We start from the raw sequence: 16601 nt of genomic DNA on the forward strand, positions 1-16601 counted from the left end.
GAAGGAAATGTCTGAAAAATTAGTAGAAATCAAAGATTTAGAAATTTCCTTCGGTGAAGGAAGTAAGAAGTTTGTCGCGGTTAAAAATGCTAACTTCTTTATCAACAAGGGAGAAACGTTCTCGCTTGTTGGTGAGTCAGGTAGTGGGAAAACAACTATTGGTCGTGCCATCATTGGTCTAAATGATACAAGTAATGGTGATATCATTTTTGATGGTCAAAAGATTAATGGTAAGAAATCGCGTGAACAAGCCGCGGAATTGATTCGTCGTATCCAGATGATTTTCCAAGACCCTGCCGCAAGTTTGAATGAACGTGCGACTGTTGATTATATTATTTCTGAAGGTCTTTACAATCATCATCTGTTCAAAGATGAAGAAGAACGTAAAGAGAAAGTTAAAAATATTATCCGTGAAGTGGGACTTCTTGCTGAGCATTTGACTCGTTACCCTCATGAATTCTCAGGTGGTCAACGTCAACGTATCGGTATTGCTCGCGCCTTGGTCATGCAACCAGACTTTGTTATTGCGGATGAGCCAATTTCAGCCTTGGACGTTTCTGTGCGTGCCCAAGTCTTGAACTTGCTCAAAAAATTCCAAAAAGAACTTGGTTTGACCTATCTCTTCATCGCCCATGACTTGTCGGTCGTGCGCTTTATTTCAGATCGTATCGCGGTTATTTATAAGGGTGTTATTGTAGAGGTTGCTGAAACAGAAGAATTGTTTAACAATCCAATTCACCCATATACTCAAGCCTTGCTTTCAGCGGTACCAATCCCAGATCCAATCTTGGAACGTAAGAAGGTCTTGAAGGTTTACGACCCAAGTCAACACGACTATGAGACTGATAAACCTTCTATGGTTGAAATCCGTCCAGGTCATTATGTTTGGGCTAACCAAGCCGAATTGGCGCGTTATCAACAAGGATTAAACTAATATTGGTTTTATAATTTCCATGTCAACTTTTATGGAAATTATAAACCTTTTTTGTTGGACTGATTTGAAAAACTTTGAAAGAATTTTCGAAAGAAATAGAATTCTTAGAAAATCATTGAATTATAGTGAGATGAAATAAAATCTGAACAACTTTATTAGGAAAGTCAAATCAATTTCTAGAAAAGTTTTAGAAGTCGCGACGTATTACTCTAGCTTCAATCTACTATAGTCTAATACTCTTCGAAAATCTCTTCAAACCACGTCAGCTCTATCTGCGGCTAGATTCCTAGTTTGCTTTTTGATTTTCATTGAGTATAATATCTACAATGTAAAAAACTCTAGCTATCAGTTCATTGATAGTTAGAGTTTTTTCTATTCATATGATTTAAGGAGATTAAATAAGGCTTCTACTTCTGATGACGGTGTAGCTGATTTAAGGTAAGCGTAATAAACTGTAAAAGTTATCTTATCCTTCGGTATAAGCGGAATTTTTATTAAATCATCATCTTCATCAGAAAGTGCGATATCAGCCAGTAAACTAAGGCCAATCCCTTTCTTTAAAAGTTCTTTAAGGATGGCAATGTCATCAGTCTTAAAGAATATTTCTGCCTTGTTTTGATACTTTTGATTAAGCGTTTCAAAAGCTTTCAGGTGAACAAAGTGTTCGTCTAAGAGTATAAAGGATTGATCTGTTAATTCTTCAAAAGCGAGGGAAGGAGCAGTGGCAAAAGGATGGTTCTTAGATAAAACGACATACAGTTCTTTATGAAATAGCTCGTGTGACTCTATTGAAGGATAGTTGAGAGGTTCAATCAAACCGAGTAGGCTTGCATCAAGGTCTCCTTTGATGAGAAGGTTTAATAACTCCACGGAGCCACCGCGGATAGGGCGTATCTTTTTTAAAAAATCGAATTTATCTTTTTCGTTTAAGGCAGCAAAGAGATACTGAATGATAATAGGAGGGAATCCTACAGTAGAGTATTGTGCCAAGGAGCGATTAATTTCTTTGTGAGTAGAAATGACCTCAGGTAAAATCAGTTCTGTATGCTTTAGAAGGATTTGTCCTTGAGGAGTTAGCTTGAAGGAACGATGCGAGGGGTCATGGTGAATCAATTTGCAGTTAAAGGATTCCTCTAAGCGCTTGATAGCATAAGAAATAGATGGTTGGCTGACTTTATGTTGTTTTGCTACTTCCGTATAGGATTGAAGCTGGCAGAGGTCATAAAAATATTGTAGATCTTTTAAATTCATATGGGCTCACTTTCATTAGTTGGAGAAGGAAAATAAGTGGAAAACAGCAGATAAATAATTTTTATCCGTATCCTACAATTTGACTATACGAGTATTCACCAGTTAAAATGTAAGTGAGTCAGGGATCTCAAAGATTATCTAAGATACTCTCAAAAATGACCAACATCTTTTCTCGTTTATCAATAGGGAGCTGTTTAATCTTCATGTTGATTCTTTTGAGTGAAAGATTGTCACTCTTATCAGAGGTTGATTCAAGGCTATCAAAATTGAAAAATTCCTCTGGGGTCATTTCTAGGGCGTCAATCACTTTTTCAAGACTGTGAATGGTCAGATTCACATTTTGGTTTTCAAGTTGATTGATATACTTAAGCCCGAGTCCTGCTTGTTCCGAAAGTTCTTCCTGGCTCATTTTATTCTGAGTTCGAAAATATTTCACTTTTTGGGAAATATATTGTTGTAAATAGTTTTTAGTTGTCATATAAATAGAATACAAGTTTTATATGACAAAAAAACACCTTAAAAAATACAAAGTGTTACATAACATACTTATGTGATATTTATTTTAATTAGGATTGTCAATTTGTATGATTGGTTTATTTTACTCGAAACTTTTAGTAAAGAGTGATCATCGAGAGTTTGATGAGTTCAGAAATTTATAAAATATAACAACTTAAAGTATTATCAATAATAGTGTTTTGAGTATAAAAGAGCCTATTAGAAATTGTTCTCGTAGACTCATTATAACATATGCGTATACAATTGTATGATTTAAACAACAACGTTTTACGAACAATTCGTTTCATGTGATATAATATAAATAAAAAGGAGGTTGCACTATGACTGCACATGATATTTTAAACAATCCTTTCCTCAATAAAGGTACTGCCTTTACCTTAGAGGAGCGAAAGGAACTAGGCCTTATTGGATTACTGCCACCGTATGTTCAAACGATTGAAGAACAAGCGGCGCAAACTTATGCACAAATGCAAACAAAAGCCAATGATTTGGAAAAACGTCTTTTCCTAATGGAAATTTTTAATACCAATAGGACTCTTTTCTATTACCTCTTTTCTCAACATTTGGAGGAATTCAATCCAATTGTATACGATCCAACCATTGCAGATACCATTGAAGGCTATAGTGACCTCTTTGTAGATCCCCAATATGCGGGCTATCTTGATATCAATCATCCTGAAAATATTGAAGCTACTTTGAAAAACGCTGCCGGGGATCGCGAGATTCGTCTCATTGTTGTAACAGATGCAGAAGGAATCCTTGGAATTGGCGACTGGGGAACAAATGGTGTCGATATTTCTGTTGGGAAATTGATGGTCTATACGGGTGCTGCTGGAATCGATCCTTCGACGGTCCTTCCTTTAGTCATTGATGCAGGGACTAACCGTGAAGAACTTCGTAACAATCCTAATTACTTAGGAAATCGTCACGAACGGGTCCGCGGAGATCGTTACTACGACTTCATTGACCAATTTGTTCAAACAGCAGAACGTCTCTTTCCTAAATTCTACCTTCACTGGGAAGACTTCGGCCGCTTGAATGCTGCCAATATTCTTGAAAAATACCGGAAACAAATTCCGACCTTTAATGATGATATTCAAGGTACAGGAATTGTTACCCTGGGTGCTATCTTTGGTTCGCTGGATATTAGTGGTGAAAAATTAACAGATCAAGTTTATCTCTGCTATGGTGGTGGTACTGCGGGTGCAGGAATTGCCTCTCGTGTTCTTCGTGAAATGGTAAGTGAAGGTCTTTCTGAAGAAGAAGCCTATAAACGTTTCTTTATGGTTGATAAACAAGGTCTTCTCTTTGATGACATGGATGACTTGACACCAGAGCAAAAACCATTTGCTAAGAAACGTGCTGACTTTAGTAACGCAGATAAGTTGACTGACCTGCTTGAAGTAGTGAAGACTGTGAAGCCAACCATTCTTGTAGGAACTTCAACTCAACCTAATACCTTCACTAAAGAAATAGTAGAAGCTATGTGTGAAAACATAGAACGTCCAATGATCTTCCCTTTGTCAAATCCAACTAAATTGGCAGAAGCTAGTGCCAAAGATTTGATTGAATGGTCAGATGGTAAAGCTTTTGTCGCAACAGGAATTCCTGCTGATACGGTTTCTTATAAAGGTGTAGACTATGTGATTGGTCAAGCAAATAATGCCCTGATTTACCCAGGTCTTGGTCTAGGTATGCTGGCTTCTGAAGCAAGTCTTTTGACTGATGAAATGATTGGAGCAGCGGCGCATTCATTGAGTGGTATTGTCAATCCAGGCCAACCAGGAGCTCCTGTCTTGCCACCATTCAAGTATGTAGCAGATGTTTCTATTAAAGTAGCAGAAGCAGTCGCTAAAAAAGCACAAGAGCAAGGTCTTGCACGCGCTAAGGAAACAGATATGGCCAAAGCAGTTCGTGATTTGAAGTGGTATCCAGAGTATAAATAATTCATTTCTGCTGCTATCCTTCTATAGTGGCAGATTTGTATGGCCTGTGGACTTAAGTAATTTAGAAAGGACACCTATGTCACTCTTTTTAACCTCGATTACGAGTATCATTCCGATTATTGCTATTATTGTTTTGGGGTATATTCTTCAGGTGAGGGGATGGTTTGGAGATAGTTTTGGATCCAATCTATCTCGTTTGATCATGAATGTAGCCTTGCCAGCGTCAATCTTTGTGTCGGTGATGAAATACCTAACGCTAGATAAACTAATCAGTCTTTCTGGAGGACTCTTTTATACTTTTGTAGCATTTAAATTGGGCTATATCGTAGCTTATATTGCGGTTAGGCTTTTCAAGGTTCGTCCAGGACGGCGAGGAACCATGATTAATACCTTTGTGAATGCCAATACTATTTTTATCGGTTTACCATTAAACGTTGCTCTTTTTGGTAATCAGGCTCTTCCATATTTCTTGATTTACTATATCACTAACACGATTTCTACCTGGACATTAGGCGTGTATGTAATAACGAGCGATAGTAAATCGGGTCAAAGTAAGAAGAAAACTAAATTTGACTGGAAGAAATTGCTTCCAGCTCCGCTTGTAGGTTTTCTTGTCGCTCTACTATTTTTGATTCTCCGAATCTCCATTCCAGATTTCGCAACAAATACCTTAACTTATGTTGGAAATATCGTCACTCCCTTATCTCTGATTTATATTGGTATCGTTCTTGCAAAGGCAGGCTTGAATACTATTACTTTTGATAAAGATACAATTGTCACTTTAGTTGGACGCTTTATCCTAGCTCCTCTGATTATGTTTCTTGTATTGAAGTTCTCTGCACCAAATATGGCGACAGTAGAATTTAAGACCTTTATGATTCAGTCCGCTACACCAGCTCTAGCTGTCCTCCCAATCCTTGCTAATCAGGGAAAAGGAGATGTGGAATTTTCTACGAATGTGGTGACTCTAAGCACGGTTCTATTTATCGTTGTTATTCCAATATTACAAATTTTATTAGGATAAGAGGAAGAGCTTGTGAGAACAATTTTGAATTGCATGAAAAAATGGCAGACACTCATCAAGATTACCTTATTTTTATCTATTGTTAGTTTAGTTATTGTAGAGATAATCAGACTTTTTAAGACAATTTCGTTTGATAAGATTGGAGAAATCTTGGGGGAACTCTCTCCAATAAAAGTCATTGGTTTAGCTTTGCTCGGTTCTATGGCTGTTGCGCCAATGATGCTCTATGATAGAATCCTAAATAAAGAACTTAATCAGAAACAAAAATTATCTTACTTACTAGAAACAAGTTGGACTATAAATAGCTTGAATAATATGATTGGCTTTGCCGGTTTGGTGGATGTTGGTTTACGCTATTCTTTCTATGGAGATGAAGAACGCTCTGAAAAAAGTATGCAAGGAATTTCTCGTGTCATCCCTTATTTTATGAGTGGTTTCTCACTGTTTGCACTGATAAGTTTAATTTTCACAGTTATATTTCCTATTTCAATGGGGATTAAACAATATTGGCCAGCTCTTTTGGGAGCTTGTCTCTATCTTCCAATTATTTTATTTGTTTCAAATAGAAAAAAATGGGTCTATTTTGGTCAATTGAGTGGAAGGGCAATTTTATCTTTAGTGTTAACTTCTGCCCTTGATTGGGCTAGTGTATTAAGTTTTTTCCTTTTGGTTGGCTATGTTTTAGGCTATAATTTACCAATTTATGATGTAATCCCCCTCTTTATGATTGCTATTACAATTGGGATTATATCGATGATTCCTGGTAGTCTAGGTAGTTTCGATTTAATTATGGTATCTGGTTTAGTTGGCCTTGGTATTGATAAAGATCAGGCGCTAAGTTGGTTACTAGTATTTCGTTTATTCTATTATATTCTTCCTTTCTGTTTAGGAGTTGTTTTATTCTTAAAAAATATGGGTGGCCGACTTAATGAGAAATATTTGGGAATTCCCCAAAAGGTTATTGGATCACTATCCACTATAGTATTGGTTTGGGGGTTGCGACTGTTTGCTTTCTTCCTAGTGGTGTCAGCTATAGTTCCTCAAGAATTAGGACATCTTCCTTTGTTTAAAGAACTTTCACCTAGCACTGGACAGTTTGTTTTTCAACTTCCTAGTATCATTCTCGGTGTTCACTTCTTCCTTCTTGCAAGACTAGTGAAACGACGTTTAAAATTTACATTACCATTAGCTACTGTACTAGGTCTAGTAAGCCTTGTTTATTTGAATATTGGTAGTCTTTCATTAGCAAGTAGTTTTTTTCTAATCATTATTTTGTCTATCATATGGTGGATTAGAAATACATTTGTTCGCAGTCATTATATTTATGCTTGGGAAGATTGTTGTAAGGATATATCGTATATTGGTGGAAGTTTCTTCTTGACCCTTGTTTTGTTAGGACATTTGAACCCTCATCATGTATTTGAAGTTAAACATCTTCCTCATTTGATTACACACTGGATTCATCTTTTTGGCTCGTCTCTGATATTGGTGATTTCGTATGTTTTGGTACTCCGTGAGAGCAATCAAACCAAAGAGAATTTTGGAGAAGTTTTCGATAAGCAACGTTATCAAGACTTTATTGCAACAATACCAAATATAAATTTAGATGCTACCCTGGCTTATTTAGATGACAAATACCTTTATTGGTACCAAGAGGATGGTCAAGACAAGGTTGTTTTCCAATTTGCAATTGAAAATAATAAATGTGTCGTTATGTCGGATCCACTGGCACAGTCAGGATACTTAGAAAAAGGCGTATCTAAGTTTTTAGAGGACGCGGAGGACACAAATGTCTCTGTTATTTTCTACGAAATTAATCAAGAAACCACCCTATTACTTCATGAATATGGGTACGACTTTATGAAATTTGGGGAGACTGCTCAGGTATTACTGGATAGATTTACAACCGAAGGAAAACAAGGAAAGAAATTTAGAACCGTTGTTAATCGATTAGAAAGCAAGGGGTATCAATTCCAAGTATTACAACCACCTTTTGATAAGAAGTTGCTTAACACCCTTAAAGAAATATCGGATAATTGGCTAGATGGTCGTCAAGAAAAAGGGTTTTCACTTGGATTTTTTGATGAGAAGTACATTCAATTAGCACCAATAGCTCTTGTAAGGGATAAGGAAGATAGGGTTCAGGCTTTTGTTACCTTTTTAGCTTGTAATGGTCCTGAAGAAGCTAGCATCGATTTGATGCGCTACCACTTAAGGACAGCACCTAATGGTATTATGGATTATCTCTTTGTGAAATTATTACTTCATTTTAAAGAAGAAAGAGTTCGTTTATTTGAATTAGGCATGGCGCCGTTGTCAAATGTAGGAACTGAGAAACATAGCTTTCTACAAGAAAAAGTAGCCTATCTCATCTATGCCTTCACTAATCGATTCTATTCATTTAGTGGTCTTAGACAGTATAAACAAAAGTTTAATCCTATCTGGACACCTAGATATGTTGCCTATCCTCGGGATACTTGGCTTGTTTTGGATATGTTAGCAATCTACAGAGTTGATAACCGAAAAGTAAAGAGATTGTCGTATTGACTATTGGTTTTAAACAGTATAAAATAACTGTCGATTTTTTGTCCGACTGCCAAGAGTCAGTTTAATACTATACTAAAATCAAAACGCATTATATAATAGTGATATGGAATCAACCAAAGAAGAAATACAAGCCATCAAAACACTTTTAAAAGACTCTAGTACAACTAAATACCAAAAAAGTCTTCAAATCGTTCTATTTTGTCTAATGGGCAAATCTTTGAAATTATCCTAAAAGAATTGAAAGAATTATGAAAGAATTTTCGAAAAATTTTAAAATATTCTGAAATATTCTTGACAGCTAATGAAAAAGGTGGTAAGATAGAAAACATCAAAAAAGAAAGCAGAAAAAGAAATGAATAAGAAACAAGCTGTAACAATGAATCAAAACTTTTACTTTAGCTACTTTAGATAGTGTTTGTAGACATGTCACCGTGGATGCAAACAGTTCAAGCAATTTGTTTGTATCTATGTGGCTAAGATTTTTGATTGTGGTCCATATAGATGAATATCTAAATGGACTAGCTAAGTTGTAACTTGTTAGATTATTTCAAGCATCCGTTTAGGTATTATCTAGGCGGTTTTTTGTTTTATACTCTTCGAAAATCTCTTCAAACCACGTCAACGTCGCCTTGCCGTACTCAAGTACAGCCTGCGGCTAGTTTCCTAGTTTGCTCTTTGATTTTCATTGAGTATTATCTTTTCTGAGAAGGAGTTTCATTATGAAAGTTGTTCGAAAATTGCTAGCACCCCTCTTGGTAGTGGGGATCCTCTTAACCTCTCTGATCAGTTTGCATCAGTTGAAGGCAGATAAGAAAAAAGATGTGTTTCGTATCGGTATTTCGCAGTTTATTACTCATCAATCTTTGGACGCTACTAGAGAAGGTTTTGTGGATGAGTTGGCCAAGCAAGGCTATATTGAGGGGAAAAATATCGAGATTGATTTGCAAAATGCACAGGGTGAGCAAAGAAATCTAAAAACCATTTCCCAGCAACTAGCAGAATCTAGTGATGTCGTTCTAGCCATCGCAACACCTTCTGCCCAGAGCTTGGCCAATACAACACAAACGACACCTGTTATCTTTTCAGCGGTAACAGATCCTGTCAGTGCCAAGCTAGTTGAGTCAAGAGAACATCCTGGGGGCAATGTAACTGGGACAAGCGATCAGTCATCAGATGCCATTTCAACCCAAATCAATTTGATAAAGAAAGTGTTGCCAAAAGCTAAAACAATTGGAATCCTCTATACTCAGAGCGAGCCCAATTCAGTTGTCCAAAAGGATGAAGCTAAGCGTCTTCTGGAAGAAAAAGGCTTTACTGTTGTTGAAAAAACAATCTTGGACAGTAACAACGTCAAGGCTGCAGCAGAAAGCTTGATGGCAGAGGTGGATATGGTTTTTGTCCCAACGGATAATATCATTTCGTCAACCATGGAAACAGTTAAGCAGGTTTCTATTAAACACAAGGTTCCAGTATTCGGTGGTTCAACAGAAATGATTGCTGTTGGTGGCTTGTATAACTACGGAACCAATTATGAAGAATTGGGACGTCAGACAGCAAGAATGCTGGTTCGTGTCTTAAAAGGTGAGAAGCCAGAAAATATAGCAGTTGAGTTGCCTGAAAAGCTGGAATTGCACACAAATCAAGAAATGGCAGATGCACTAGGAATTGATATTAGTAAGTTAGAAGGAAAGGAATAAGGAGGTTTAAGATGAATTTTGTGTTATCTAGTTTATCAGAAGGTTTGTTGTGGTCTATTATGGCGATTGGGGTCTACTTGACTTTCCGTATTTTGGATATTGCGGATATGACTGCTGAAGGAGCCTTTCCACTGGGGGCGGCTGTCGTCGTATCTCAGATACAGTCAGGGACAAATCCTTGGATTGCGACCTTACTTGCTTTGCTGGCAGGTATGGTAGCAGGTCTTGTATCAGGAATGCTTCATACCAAGATGAAAATTCCAGCTCTCTTGACAGGGATTGTGACCTTGACAGGGCTTTATTCGATCAATATTAAAATCATGGGAAGTGTGCCCAATCTTTCCTTGGGAGATTCTTCAACTGTCTTTAAACAGTTGGCTAGCTTGGGACTGACAACTGAAGAAGCTGTTTTCACGCTCAGCTTGGTTTGTCTCTTACTTGTTTGTTTGGTCTTGACTCTTTTGATGAAAACAGAGATTGGCTTGGTCTTGCGTTCGACTGGTGACAATATTCCGATGAGTGAGGCAAATGGGGTCAATGTAGACACCATGAAGATTGTTGGTTACATGATTTCAAACGGCTTGATTGCCCTATGTGGTTCCTTGTTTGCCCAAAATGATGGATTTTCGGATGTGACTTCTGGGACAGGAACCATCGTTGTTGGTTTGAGTGCAGTCATTATTGCGGAAGTCTTGATACACGACTTGACCATTGGAGGCCGCTTGTTATCTATCGGAATCGGTGCTATTGTTTACCGTTTGATTATTTTAAATATCTATGAAATTCCAAATCTAGATCAAAATCTGGTTCGTCTCTTTAATGCAATCTTGTTAGCCTTAGTTTTATTTGCACCAGAATTGCAAAAGCGATTAAAGATTCGTGGTCTGAAATTGAGAAATGAATAGGAGGAGAAAGTTATGGCAAGTTTGTTAACACTTGAAAATATTCACAAAACATTTGAAGCAGGGACGGTCAATGAGAACCATGTCCTCAAAGGATTAGACTTAGAGGTTGAAGAGGGAGATTTTATCTCTGTGATTGGTGGAAATGGAGCAGGGAAATCCACTTTGATGAATATCTTGGCCGGCAATCTATCTGTGGATGAAGGGGACCTTTTATTGGCAGGGAAATCCATTAAAAATCTGAGTGTCAGAAAGAGAGCCAAGGATATCGCCCGTGTTTTTCAAGATCCTAAGATGGGGACAGCTTCTCGTTTGACGATTGAGGAGAATATGGCTATTGCCTTGAGACGCGGGCAGAAGAGAGGGCTTGGTTGGGGCGTGAAGGAGAAGGATAGAATCCAGTTCCAAGAGGCCTTGAAGGAGTTGAATATTGGTCTTGAAAACCGCTTGAAAGTGGATACTCAATACCTCTCAGGAGGACAAAGACAGGCCTTGACCCTAGTCATGGCAGCTCTGGTGAAACCCAAACTTTTGCTTTTGGATGAACATACTGCGGCACTTGATCCAAAAACCAGTCAAATGGTGATGGACTTGACGCAAAAGATTGTGGAACACCATCAGTTGACGACTTTGATGATTACCCACGATATGAACCATGCTATTGAGTACGGAAATCGTCTCATTATGCTCTATCAAGGCAAGATAGTGGTGGATGTCAAGGGAGAGGAGAAAAAGCATCTGACGGTTGAAGACCTCATGCATCTCTTCCAGAAAAATAGTGGCCAAAGTTTGGTCAGTGATGAATTGGTTTTGGGATAAAGAAAAAGGCTGAGATCCAGTGTCTCAGTCTTTTATTAGTACAAATGGATAGGCAGAAATATGAAATTGATACTCTTCTAAAATCTCTTCAAACCGTGTCAGCTCTATCTGCAACCTCAAAACAGTGTTTTGAGCAGCCTACGGCTAGCTTCCTAGTTTGCTCTTTGATTTTCATTGAGTATAAATTCAGTAAGGAGCCCTCTTTTGCAGAAAAGCAGGGTTCTTTTTGCTGTCTATTCCATCTCTGAAAGTGTAGAACAAACTAGTCAGTTCGCCTTCTTTGTGTTATAATGAAAGAGACTCAAAAAGAAACAGGAGAAATATGATGGATTTACTATTAGCAATTGTATTGATTGTGCTAGCTTTTCTAGGAGGAGCTCTTGGAGGAATGTACTTGGTTCGTAAGCAAATTGAAAAAGAATTTGCTGACAACCCACGTTTGAATGCTGAAGCAGTTCGTACTCTTTTGAGTGCAAATGGTCAAAAACCAAGCGAAGCCAAGGTACAACAAGTTTACCACCAAATCATCCGCCAACAAAAGGCAGCCCTTGCTAACAATAAAAAGAAAAAATAAATAAGGAAAAGTCTGGGATGAAAGTTCCAGACTTCTCACTATGTTGGCTAAGGGTTTAGGGATGAGACTTTTTCCTTGCATTCTATTGATATTTGATTATGATTAAGAGAGATAGTTGTTGATTAGGCTGTCATTATTCAGTTCATAAGGAACGGTAATCATAATGAACTATCAATCAGAAAAAAGACTAGAAAGAAGACTGTATGGATAATCGACCAATTGGTTTTTTGGATTCGGGTGTCGGGGGCTTGACCGTTGTGCGCGAGCTCATGCGCCAGCTTCCCCATGAAGAAATCGTCTATATTGGAGATTCGGCACGGGCGCCCTATGGTCCCCGTCCTGCTGAGCAAATTCGTGAATATACTTGGCAGTTGGTCAACTTTCTCTTGACCAAGGATGTTAAGATGATTGTCATTGCTTGTAACACTGCGACTGCGGTCGTCTGGGAAGAAATCAAGGCTCAACTAGATATACCAGTCCTGGGTGTGATTTTGCCAGGAGCTTCGGCAGCTATCAAGTCCAGTCCAGGTGGGAAAATCGGAGTGATTGGAACACCCATGACGGTACAATCAGACATATACCGTCAGAAAATTCATGATCTGGATCCGGACTTACAGGTGGAGAGTTTGGCCTGTCCCAAGTTTGCTCCCTTGGTTGAGTCGGGGGCCCTGTCGACCAGTGTCACCAAGAAAGTGGTCTATGAAACCCTGCGTCCCTTGGTTGGGAAGGTGGATAGCCTGATTTTGGGTTGTACCCATTATCCGCTTCTCAGACCTATTATTCAAAATGTTATGGGGCCCAAGGTTCAACTTATCGATAGTGGGGCAGAGTGTGTACGGGACATCTCAGTCTTACTTAATTATTTTGAAATCAATCGTGGTCGCGATGCTGGACCACTCCATCACCGTTTTTACACAACAGCCAGCAGCCAAAGTTTTGCACAAATTGGTGAAGAATGGCTGGAAAAAGAAATTCATGTGGAGCATGTAGAATTATGACAAATAAAATTTATGAATACAAGGATGACCAGGACTGGTATGTTGGAAACTATAGTATTTTTGGTGGTGTCCGGACTTTGAATGGTGATGACTTGGATTTTCCTCTATTTGAGTTTGCCCAAAGATTTCGAAATGAGGAACAAGGTTTTCCTATTTCTGTGATTGTTTTACGCTATGGTTCTCTCTACCGTTTAATGTCTTTTGTGGTAGATATCCTCAACCAAGAAGCAGGACGTAACTTGGAAGTTATTCAACGTCAGGGGGCTTTGCTCCTGGTTGAAAATGGGCAACTCCTACATGTAGAATTGCCTAAAGAAGGTGTTGATGTAGAAGCCTTCTTTGAGACAAACAAGGTCAGAGAAACCTTATTGATTGCGACTCGTAACGAGGGCAAGACCAAGGAATTCCGAGCTATCTTTGACAAGCTAGGCTACGATGTGGAAAATCTCAATGACTACCCTGACTTGCCTGAAGTAGCAGAAACAGGTATGACCTTTGAAGAAAATGCCCGCCTCAAGGCAGAAACCATTTCCCAATTAACGGGCAAGATGGTTCTGGCAGATGATTCTGGACTTAAAGTTGATGTCCTTGGTGGCTTGCCAGGTGTCTGGTCAGCTCGTTTCGCAGGAGTGGGAGCTACTGACCGTGAAAACAATGCCAAACTCTTGCACGAATTGGCCATGGTCTTTGAACTCAAGGACCGCTCGGCTCAATTCCATACAACCCTAGTCGTAGCCAGTCCCAACAAGGAAAGCTTGGTTGTTGAAGCAGACTGGCCTGGCTATATTAACTTTGAACCCAAGGGTGAAAATGGCTTCGGCTATGACCCTCTCTTCCTTGTGGGAGAGACAGGCAAGTCCTCAGCTGAATTAACTCTTGAAGAAAAAAATAGTCAATCTCACCGTGCCTTAGCCGTTAAGAAACTTTTGGAGGTATTTCCATCATGGCAAAGCAAACCATCATTGTAATGAGCGATTCTCATGGCGATAGCTTGATTGTGGAAGAAGTCCGTGATCGCTATGTGGGCAAAGTTGATGCTGTTTTTCATAACGGCGATTCTGAACTGCGTCCGGATTCTCCCCTTTGGGAGGGCATCCGCGTTGTTAAAGGGAATATGGACTTCTATGCAGGCTACCCAGAACGTTTGGTGACTGAGCTTGGTTCGACCAAGATTATCCAAACTCATGGTCATTTGTTTGACATCAATTTCAACTTTCAAAAGTTGGACTACTGGGCTCAGGAAGAAGAGGCCGATATCTGCCTCTATGGTCACTTGCATGTGCCAAGCGCTTGGATGGAAGGTAAGACCCTCTTTCTAAATCCAGGTTCCATCAGTCAACCACGTGGGACCATCAGAGAATGTCTCTATGCTCGTGTGGAGATTGATGACAGTTATTTCAAAGTGGACTTTTTGACACGAGACCACGAGGTGTATCCGGGCTTGTCCAAGGAGTTTAGCCGATGATTGCCAAGGAGTTTGAGACTTTCTTGTTGGGGCAAGAAGAAACTTTTTTGACTCCTGCTGAAAATCTGGCCGTGTTGATTGATACCCACAATGCAGATCACGCGACCCTCTTGCTTAGTCAGATGACCTATACCCGTGTTCCTGTTGTGACAGATGAAAAACACTTTGTTGGGACGATTGGGCTCAGAGATATTATGGCTTATCAGATGGAGCATGATTTGAGTCAAGAAATCATGGCGGATACGGACATTGTTCATATGACCAAAACGGACGTAGCGGTCGTCTCGCCTGATTTTACCATTACGGAGGTCTTGCACAAGCTGGTAGATGAGTCCTTCTTGCCGGTTGTGGATGCGTCAGGAATTTTCCAAGGGATTATTACGCGCAAGTCTATCCTCAAGGCAGTCAATGCCCTCTTGCATGACTTTAGTAAGGAATATGAGATTCGATGCAAATGAAAGACAGGATTTCAGCCTTTTTAGAGGAAAAGCAGGGTCTGTCTGCCAATTCCAAGCAGTCCTATAAGTATGATTTGGAGCAATTTTTAGACATTGTGGGCGAGCGGATTTCGGAGACCAGTCTCAAGATTTACCAAGCCCAGCTAGCCAATCTAAAAATCAGCGCCCAGAAGCGAAAGACTTCGGCCTGTAATCAATTTCTCTACTTTCTCTATCAAAAAGGAGAAGTGGATAGCTTTTATCGTTTGGAATTAGTCAAACAAGCTGAAAAGAAGACCGTAAAACCCGAACTGTTAAACCTAGCCTCTTTTTGGCAGGAAAGTGATTATCCAGAGGGACGCTTGCTAGCGCTCTTAATCCTAGAAATGGGACTCTTGCCAAGTGAGATTTTAGCTCTCAAGGTTGCGGATATCAATCTGGATTTTCAGGTGTTGCGAATCAAGAAGGCTTCCCAACAGAGGATTATCACCATTCCCACGACCTTGCTTTCAGAATTGGAGCCCTTGATGGGCCAGACCTATCTTTTTGAAAGGGCAGGGAAAGCCTATTCTCGTCAGTGGGCCTTTCGTCAGTTAGAAGCTTTTGTCAAGGAGAAAGGTTTTCCAGCACTATCAGCCCAAGCCCTACGGGAACAGTTCATTCTAAGACAAATAGAAAAGAAGGTCGATTTGTACGAAATTGCAAAAAAATTAGGATTAAAAACAGTTCTGACCATAGAAAAATATAGATAATGGATATTAAACTAAAAGATTTTGAAGGGCCTCTGGACTTGCTCTTGCACCTTGTTTCTAAGTACCAGATGGATATCTACGATGTGCCTATTACGGAAGTCATCGAACAGTACCTAGCCTATGTCTCAACCCTGCAGGCCATGCGTCTGGAAGTGACGGGGGAGTACATGGTTATGGCTAGTCAGCTCATGCTGATCAAGAGCCGCAAACTCCTTCCAAAGGTAGCAGAAGTGACCGACTTGGAGGATAACCTAGAGCAGGATCTTCTCTCTCAAATCGAAGAATACCGCAAGTTCAAGCTCTTGGGGGAGCATTTGGAAGCCAAGCACCAAGATCGGGCCCAGTACTATTCCAAAGCACCGACAGAATTGATTTACGAAGATGCCGAGCTTGTGCATGACAAGACGACCATTGACCTCTTTTTGGCTTTTTCAAATATCCTAGCCAAGAAAAAAGAGGAGTTTGCACAGAATCACACGACTATCTTGCGGGATGAGTATAAGATTGAGGATATGATGGTCATCGTGAAAGAGTCCATGACTGGACGAGATCAATTGCGCTTGCAGGATTTGTTTAAGGAAGCCCAGAATGTCCAAGAGGTCATCACCCTCTTTTTGGCAACCCTAGAGTTAATCAAAACCCAGGAGCTGATTCTTGTGCAAGAGGAGAGTTTCGGAGATATTTATCTCATGGAAAAGAAGGAAGAAAGTCAAGTGGCCCAAAGCTAGACTTGATAGAG

Annotated in this window: 16 protein-coding genes and 1 pseudogene; 15 read left to right on the forward strand and 2 right to left on the reverse strand. The window is 39.5% G+C overall.

All coding sequences use genetic code 11. From position 1 onward, the window contains the following. The first annotated feature begins 7 nt into the window (after positions 1 to 7). A complete protein-coding gene (locus tag SMSK597_RS10725; RefSeq protein ID WP_001291284.1) occupies positions 8 to 934 on the forward strand; it encodes an ATP-binding cassette domain-containing protein in 927 nt (308 codons plus the stop codon). Between the two features lie 372 nt (positions 935 to 1306). On the opposite strand, the gene SMSK597_RS10730 is transcribed toward SMSK597_RS10725, so the two are convergent. Beyond that, complete coding sequence (locus SMSK597_RS10730; protein WP_001049294.1) at positions 1307 to 2185, reverse strand: LysR family transcriptional regulator; 879 nt, start codon at positions 2183 to 2185, stop codon at positions 1307 to 1309. Between the two features lie 127 nt (positions 2186 to 2312). Continuing rightward, a complete protein-coding gene (locus SMSK597_RS0103065; RefSeq protein WP_000208712.1) occupies positions 2313 to 2663 on the reverse strand; it encodes a helix-turn-helix domain-containing protein in 351 nt (116 codons plus the stop codon). Between the two features lie 358 nt (positions 2664 to 3021). On the opposite strand from SMSK597_RS0103065, the gene SMSK597_RS10735 reads away from it, so the two are divergent. The 14 genes and pseudogenes from SMSK597_RS10735 (at position 3022) to SMSK597_RS10795 (ending at position 16590) form a co-directional block, all read left to right on the forward strand. Next, positions 3022 to 4647, forward strand: coding sequence for a malolactic enzyme (locus tag SMSK597_RS10735; protein ID WP_000123924.1), 1626 nt, complete (start codon positions 3022 to 3024; stop codon positions 4645 to 4647). Positions 4648 to 4723: 76 nt separating this feature from the next. Beyond that, positions 4724 to 5671 (forward strand): AEC family transporter, encoded by a 948-nt coding sequence (locus SMSK597_RS10740; protein WP_000051823.1) that lies wholly within the window; start codon positions 4724 to 4726, stop codon positions 5669 to 5671. Between the two features lie 33 nt (positions 5672 to 5704). Then, positions 5705 to 8218 (forward strand): bifunctional lysylphosphatidylglycerol flippase/synthetase MprF, encoded by a 2514-nt coding sequence (gene mprF / locus SMSK597_RS10745; protein ID WP_000759285.1) that lies wholly within the window; start codon positions 5705 to 5707, stop codon positions 8216 to 8218. A 103-nt stretch (positions 8219 to 8321) separates the two neighbouring features. Continuing rightward, positions 8322 to 8441: pseudogene (locus tag SMSK597_RS13425) on the forward strand (IS630 family transposase); the annotation flags it as partial. 496 nt (positions 8442 to 8937) lie between these two features. Beyond that, positions 8938 to 9915 carry an ABC transporter substrate-binding protein gene (locus tag SMSK597_RS10750; protein ID WP_000869836.1) on the forward strand — a complete coding sequence of 326 codons (978 nt, stop codon included), beginning with the start codon at positions 8938 to 8940 and terminating at the stop codon, positions 9913 to 9915. A gap of 11 nt (positions 9916 to 9926) precedes the next feature. Further along, positions 9927 to 10820 carry an ABC transporter permease gene (locus tag SMSK597_RS10755; RefSeq protein WP_001012087.1) on the forward strand — a complete coding sequence of 298 codons (894 nt, stop codon included), beginning with the start codon at positions 9927 to 9929 and terminating at the stop codon, positions 10818 to 10820. 12 nt (positions 10821 to 10832) lie between these two features. Further along, entirely contained in the window at positions 10833 to 11636 is an 804-nt protein-coding gene (locus SMSK597_RS10760; RefSeq protein ID WP_000157661.1) for an ABC transporter ATP-binding protein, read from the forward strand. A 325-nt stretch (positions 11637 to 11961) separates the two neighbouring features. Beyond that, entirely contained in the window at positions 11962 to 12210 is a 249-nt protein-coding gene (locus tag SMSK597_RS10765; RefSeq protein WP_000364990.1) for a YneF family protein, read from the forward strand. Between the two features lie 203 nt (positions 12211 to 12413). Next, on the forward strand, positions 12414 to 13208 hold the full coding sequence (racE, locus tag SMSK597_RS10770; RefSeq protein ID WP_000370369.1) for a glutamate racemase: 795 nt from the start codon (positions 12414 to 12416) through the stop codon (positions 13206 to 13208). Then, a complete protein-coding gene (locus SMSK597_RS10775) occupies positions 13205 to 14176 on the forward strand; it encodes a nucleoside-triphosphate diphosphatase (protein ID WP_000182402.1) in 972 nt (323 codons plus the stop codon). The genes racE and SMSK597_RS10775 overlap by 4 nt, the downstream gene beginning before the upstream one ends. Continuing rightward, positions 14152 to 14673 carry a metallophosphoesterase gene (locus SMSK597_RS10780; RefSeq protein ID WP_001118964.1) on the forward strand — a complete coding sequence of 174 codons (522 nt, stop codon included), beginning with the start codon at positions 14152 to 14154 and terminating at the stop codon, positions 14671 to 14673. The genes SMSK597_RS10775 and SMSK597_RS10780 overlap by 25 nt, the downstream gene beginning before the upstream one ends. After that, the gene (cbpB, locus tag SMSK597_RS10785; protein ID WP_000560710.1) at positions 14670 to 15131 is read left to right on the forward strand and encodes a cyclic-di-AMP-binding protein CbpB; all 462 of its coding nucleotides are present in this window, start codon (positions 14670 to 14672) and stop codon (positions 15129 to 15131) included. The genes SMSK597_RS10780 and cbpB overlap by 4 nt, the downstream gene beginning before the upstream one ends. Beyond that, positions 15128 to 15862 carry a site-specific tyrosine recombinase XerD gene (gene xerD / locus SMSK597_RS10790; RefSeq protein WP_004269590.1) on the forward strand — a complete coding sequence of 245 codons (735 nt, stop codon included), beginning with the start codon at positions 15128 to 15130 and terminating at the stop codon, positions 15860 to 15862. The genes cbpB and xerD overlap by 4 nt, the downstream gene beginning before the upstream one ends. Then, positions 15862 to 16590: a segregation/condensation protein A gene (locus SMSK597_RS10795; RefSeq protein ID WP_000351902.1), complete on the forward strand. Its 729-nt coding sequence runs from the start codon at positions 15862 to 15864 to the stop codon at positions 16588 to 16590. The genes xerD and SMSK597_RS10795 overlap by 1 nt, the downstream gene beginning before the upstream one ends. Positions 16591 to 16601: the final 11 nt, after the last annotated feature.

The sequence above is a fragment of the Streptococcus mitis SK597 genome, assembly GCF_000148545.1.
Classification (GTDB): Bacteria; Bacillota; Bacilli; order Lactobacillales; family Streptococcaceae; genus Streptococcus; species Streptococcus mitis_C.

What these genes read in the sequence shown, in the direction of transcription:
- mprF (WP_000759285.1), top strand. Translation starts at nt 5,705, where the DNA reads ATGAAAAAATGGCAGACACTCATCAAGATTACCTTATTTTTATCTATT.
- SMSK597_RS10760 (WP_000157661.1), top strand. Translation starts at nt 10,833, where the DNA reads ATGGCAAGTTTGTTAACACTTGAAAATATTCACAAAACATTTGAAGCA.
- SMSK597_RS10740 (WP_000051823.1), top strand. Translation starts at nt 4,724, where the DNA reads ATGTCACTCTTTTTAACCTCGATTACGAGTATCATTCCGATTATTGCT.
- SMSK597_RS10795 (WP_000351902.1), top strand. Translation starts at nt 15,862, where the DNA reads ATGGATATTAAACTAAAAGATTTTGAAGGGCCTCTGGACTTGCTCTTG.
- SMSK597_RS10725 (WP_001291284.1), top strand. Translation starts at nt 8, where the DNA reads ATGTCTGAAAAATTAGTAGAAATCAAAGATTTAGAAATTTCCTTCGGT.
- SMSK597_RS10780 (WP_001118964.1), top strand. Translation starts at nt 14,152, where the DNA reads ATGGCAAAGCAAACCATCATTGTAATGAGCGATTCTCATGGCGATAGC.
- SMSK597_RS10765 (WP_000364990.1), top strand. Translation starts at nt 11,962, where the DNA reads ATGGATTTACTATTAGCAATTGTATTGATTGTGCTAGCTTTTCTAGGA.
- xerD (WP_004269590.1), top strand. Translation starts at nt 15,128, where the DNA reads ATGAAAGACAGGATTTCAGCCTTTTTAGAGGAAAAGCAGGGTCTGTCT.
- SMSK597_RS0103065 (WP_000208712.1), bottom strand. Translation starts at nt 2,663, where the DNA reads ATGACAACTAAAAACTATTTACAACAATATATTTCCCAAAAAGTGAAA.
- cbpB (WP_000560710.1), top strand. Translation starts at nt 14,670, where the DNA reads ATGATTGCCAAGGAGTTTGAGACTTTCTTGTTGGGGCAAGAAGAAACT.
- SMSK597_RS10750 (WP_000869836.1), top strand. Translation starts at nt 8,938, where the DNA reads ATGAAAGTTGTTCGAAAATTGCTAGCACCCCTCTTGGTAGTGGGGATC.
- SMSK597_RS10755 (WP_001012087.1), top strand. Translation starts at nt 9,927, where the DNA reads ATGAATTTTGTGTTATCTAGTTTATCAGAAGGTTTGTTGTGGTCTATT.
- SMSK597_RS10730 (WP_001049294.1), bottom strand. Translation starts at nt 2,185, where the DNA reads ATGAATTTAAAAGATCTACAATATTTTTATGACCTCTGCCAGCTTCAA.
- SMSK597_RS10775 (WP_000182402.1), top strand. Translation starts at nt 13,205, where the DNA reads ATGACAAATAAAATTTATGAATACAAGGATGACCAGGACTGGTATGTT.
- SMSK597_RS10735 (WP_000123924.1), top strand. Translation starts at nt 3,022, where the DNA reads ATGACTGCACATGATATTTTAAACAATCCTTTCCTCAATAAAGGTACT.
- racE (WP_000370369.1), top strand. Translation starts at nt 12,414, where the DNA reads ATGGATAATCGACCAATTGGTTTTTTGGATTCGGGTGTCGGGGGCTTG.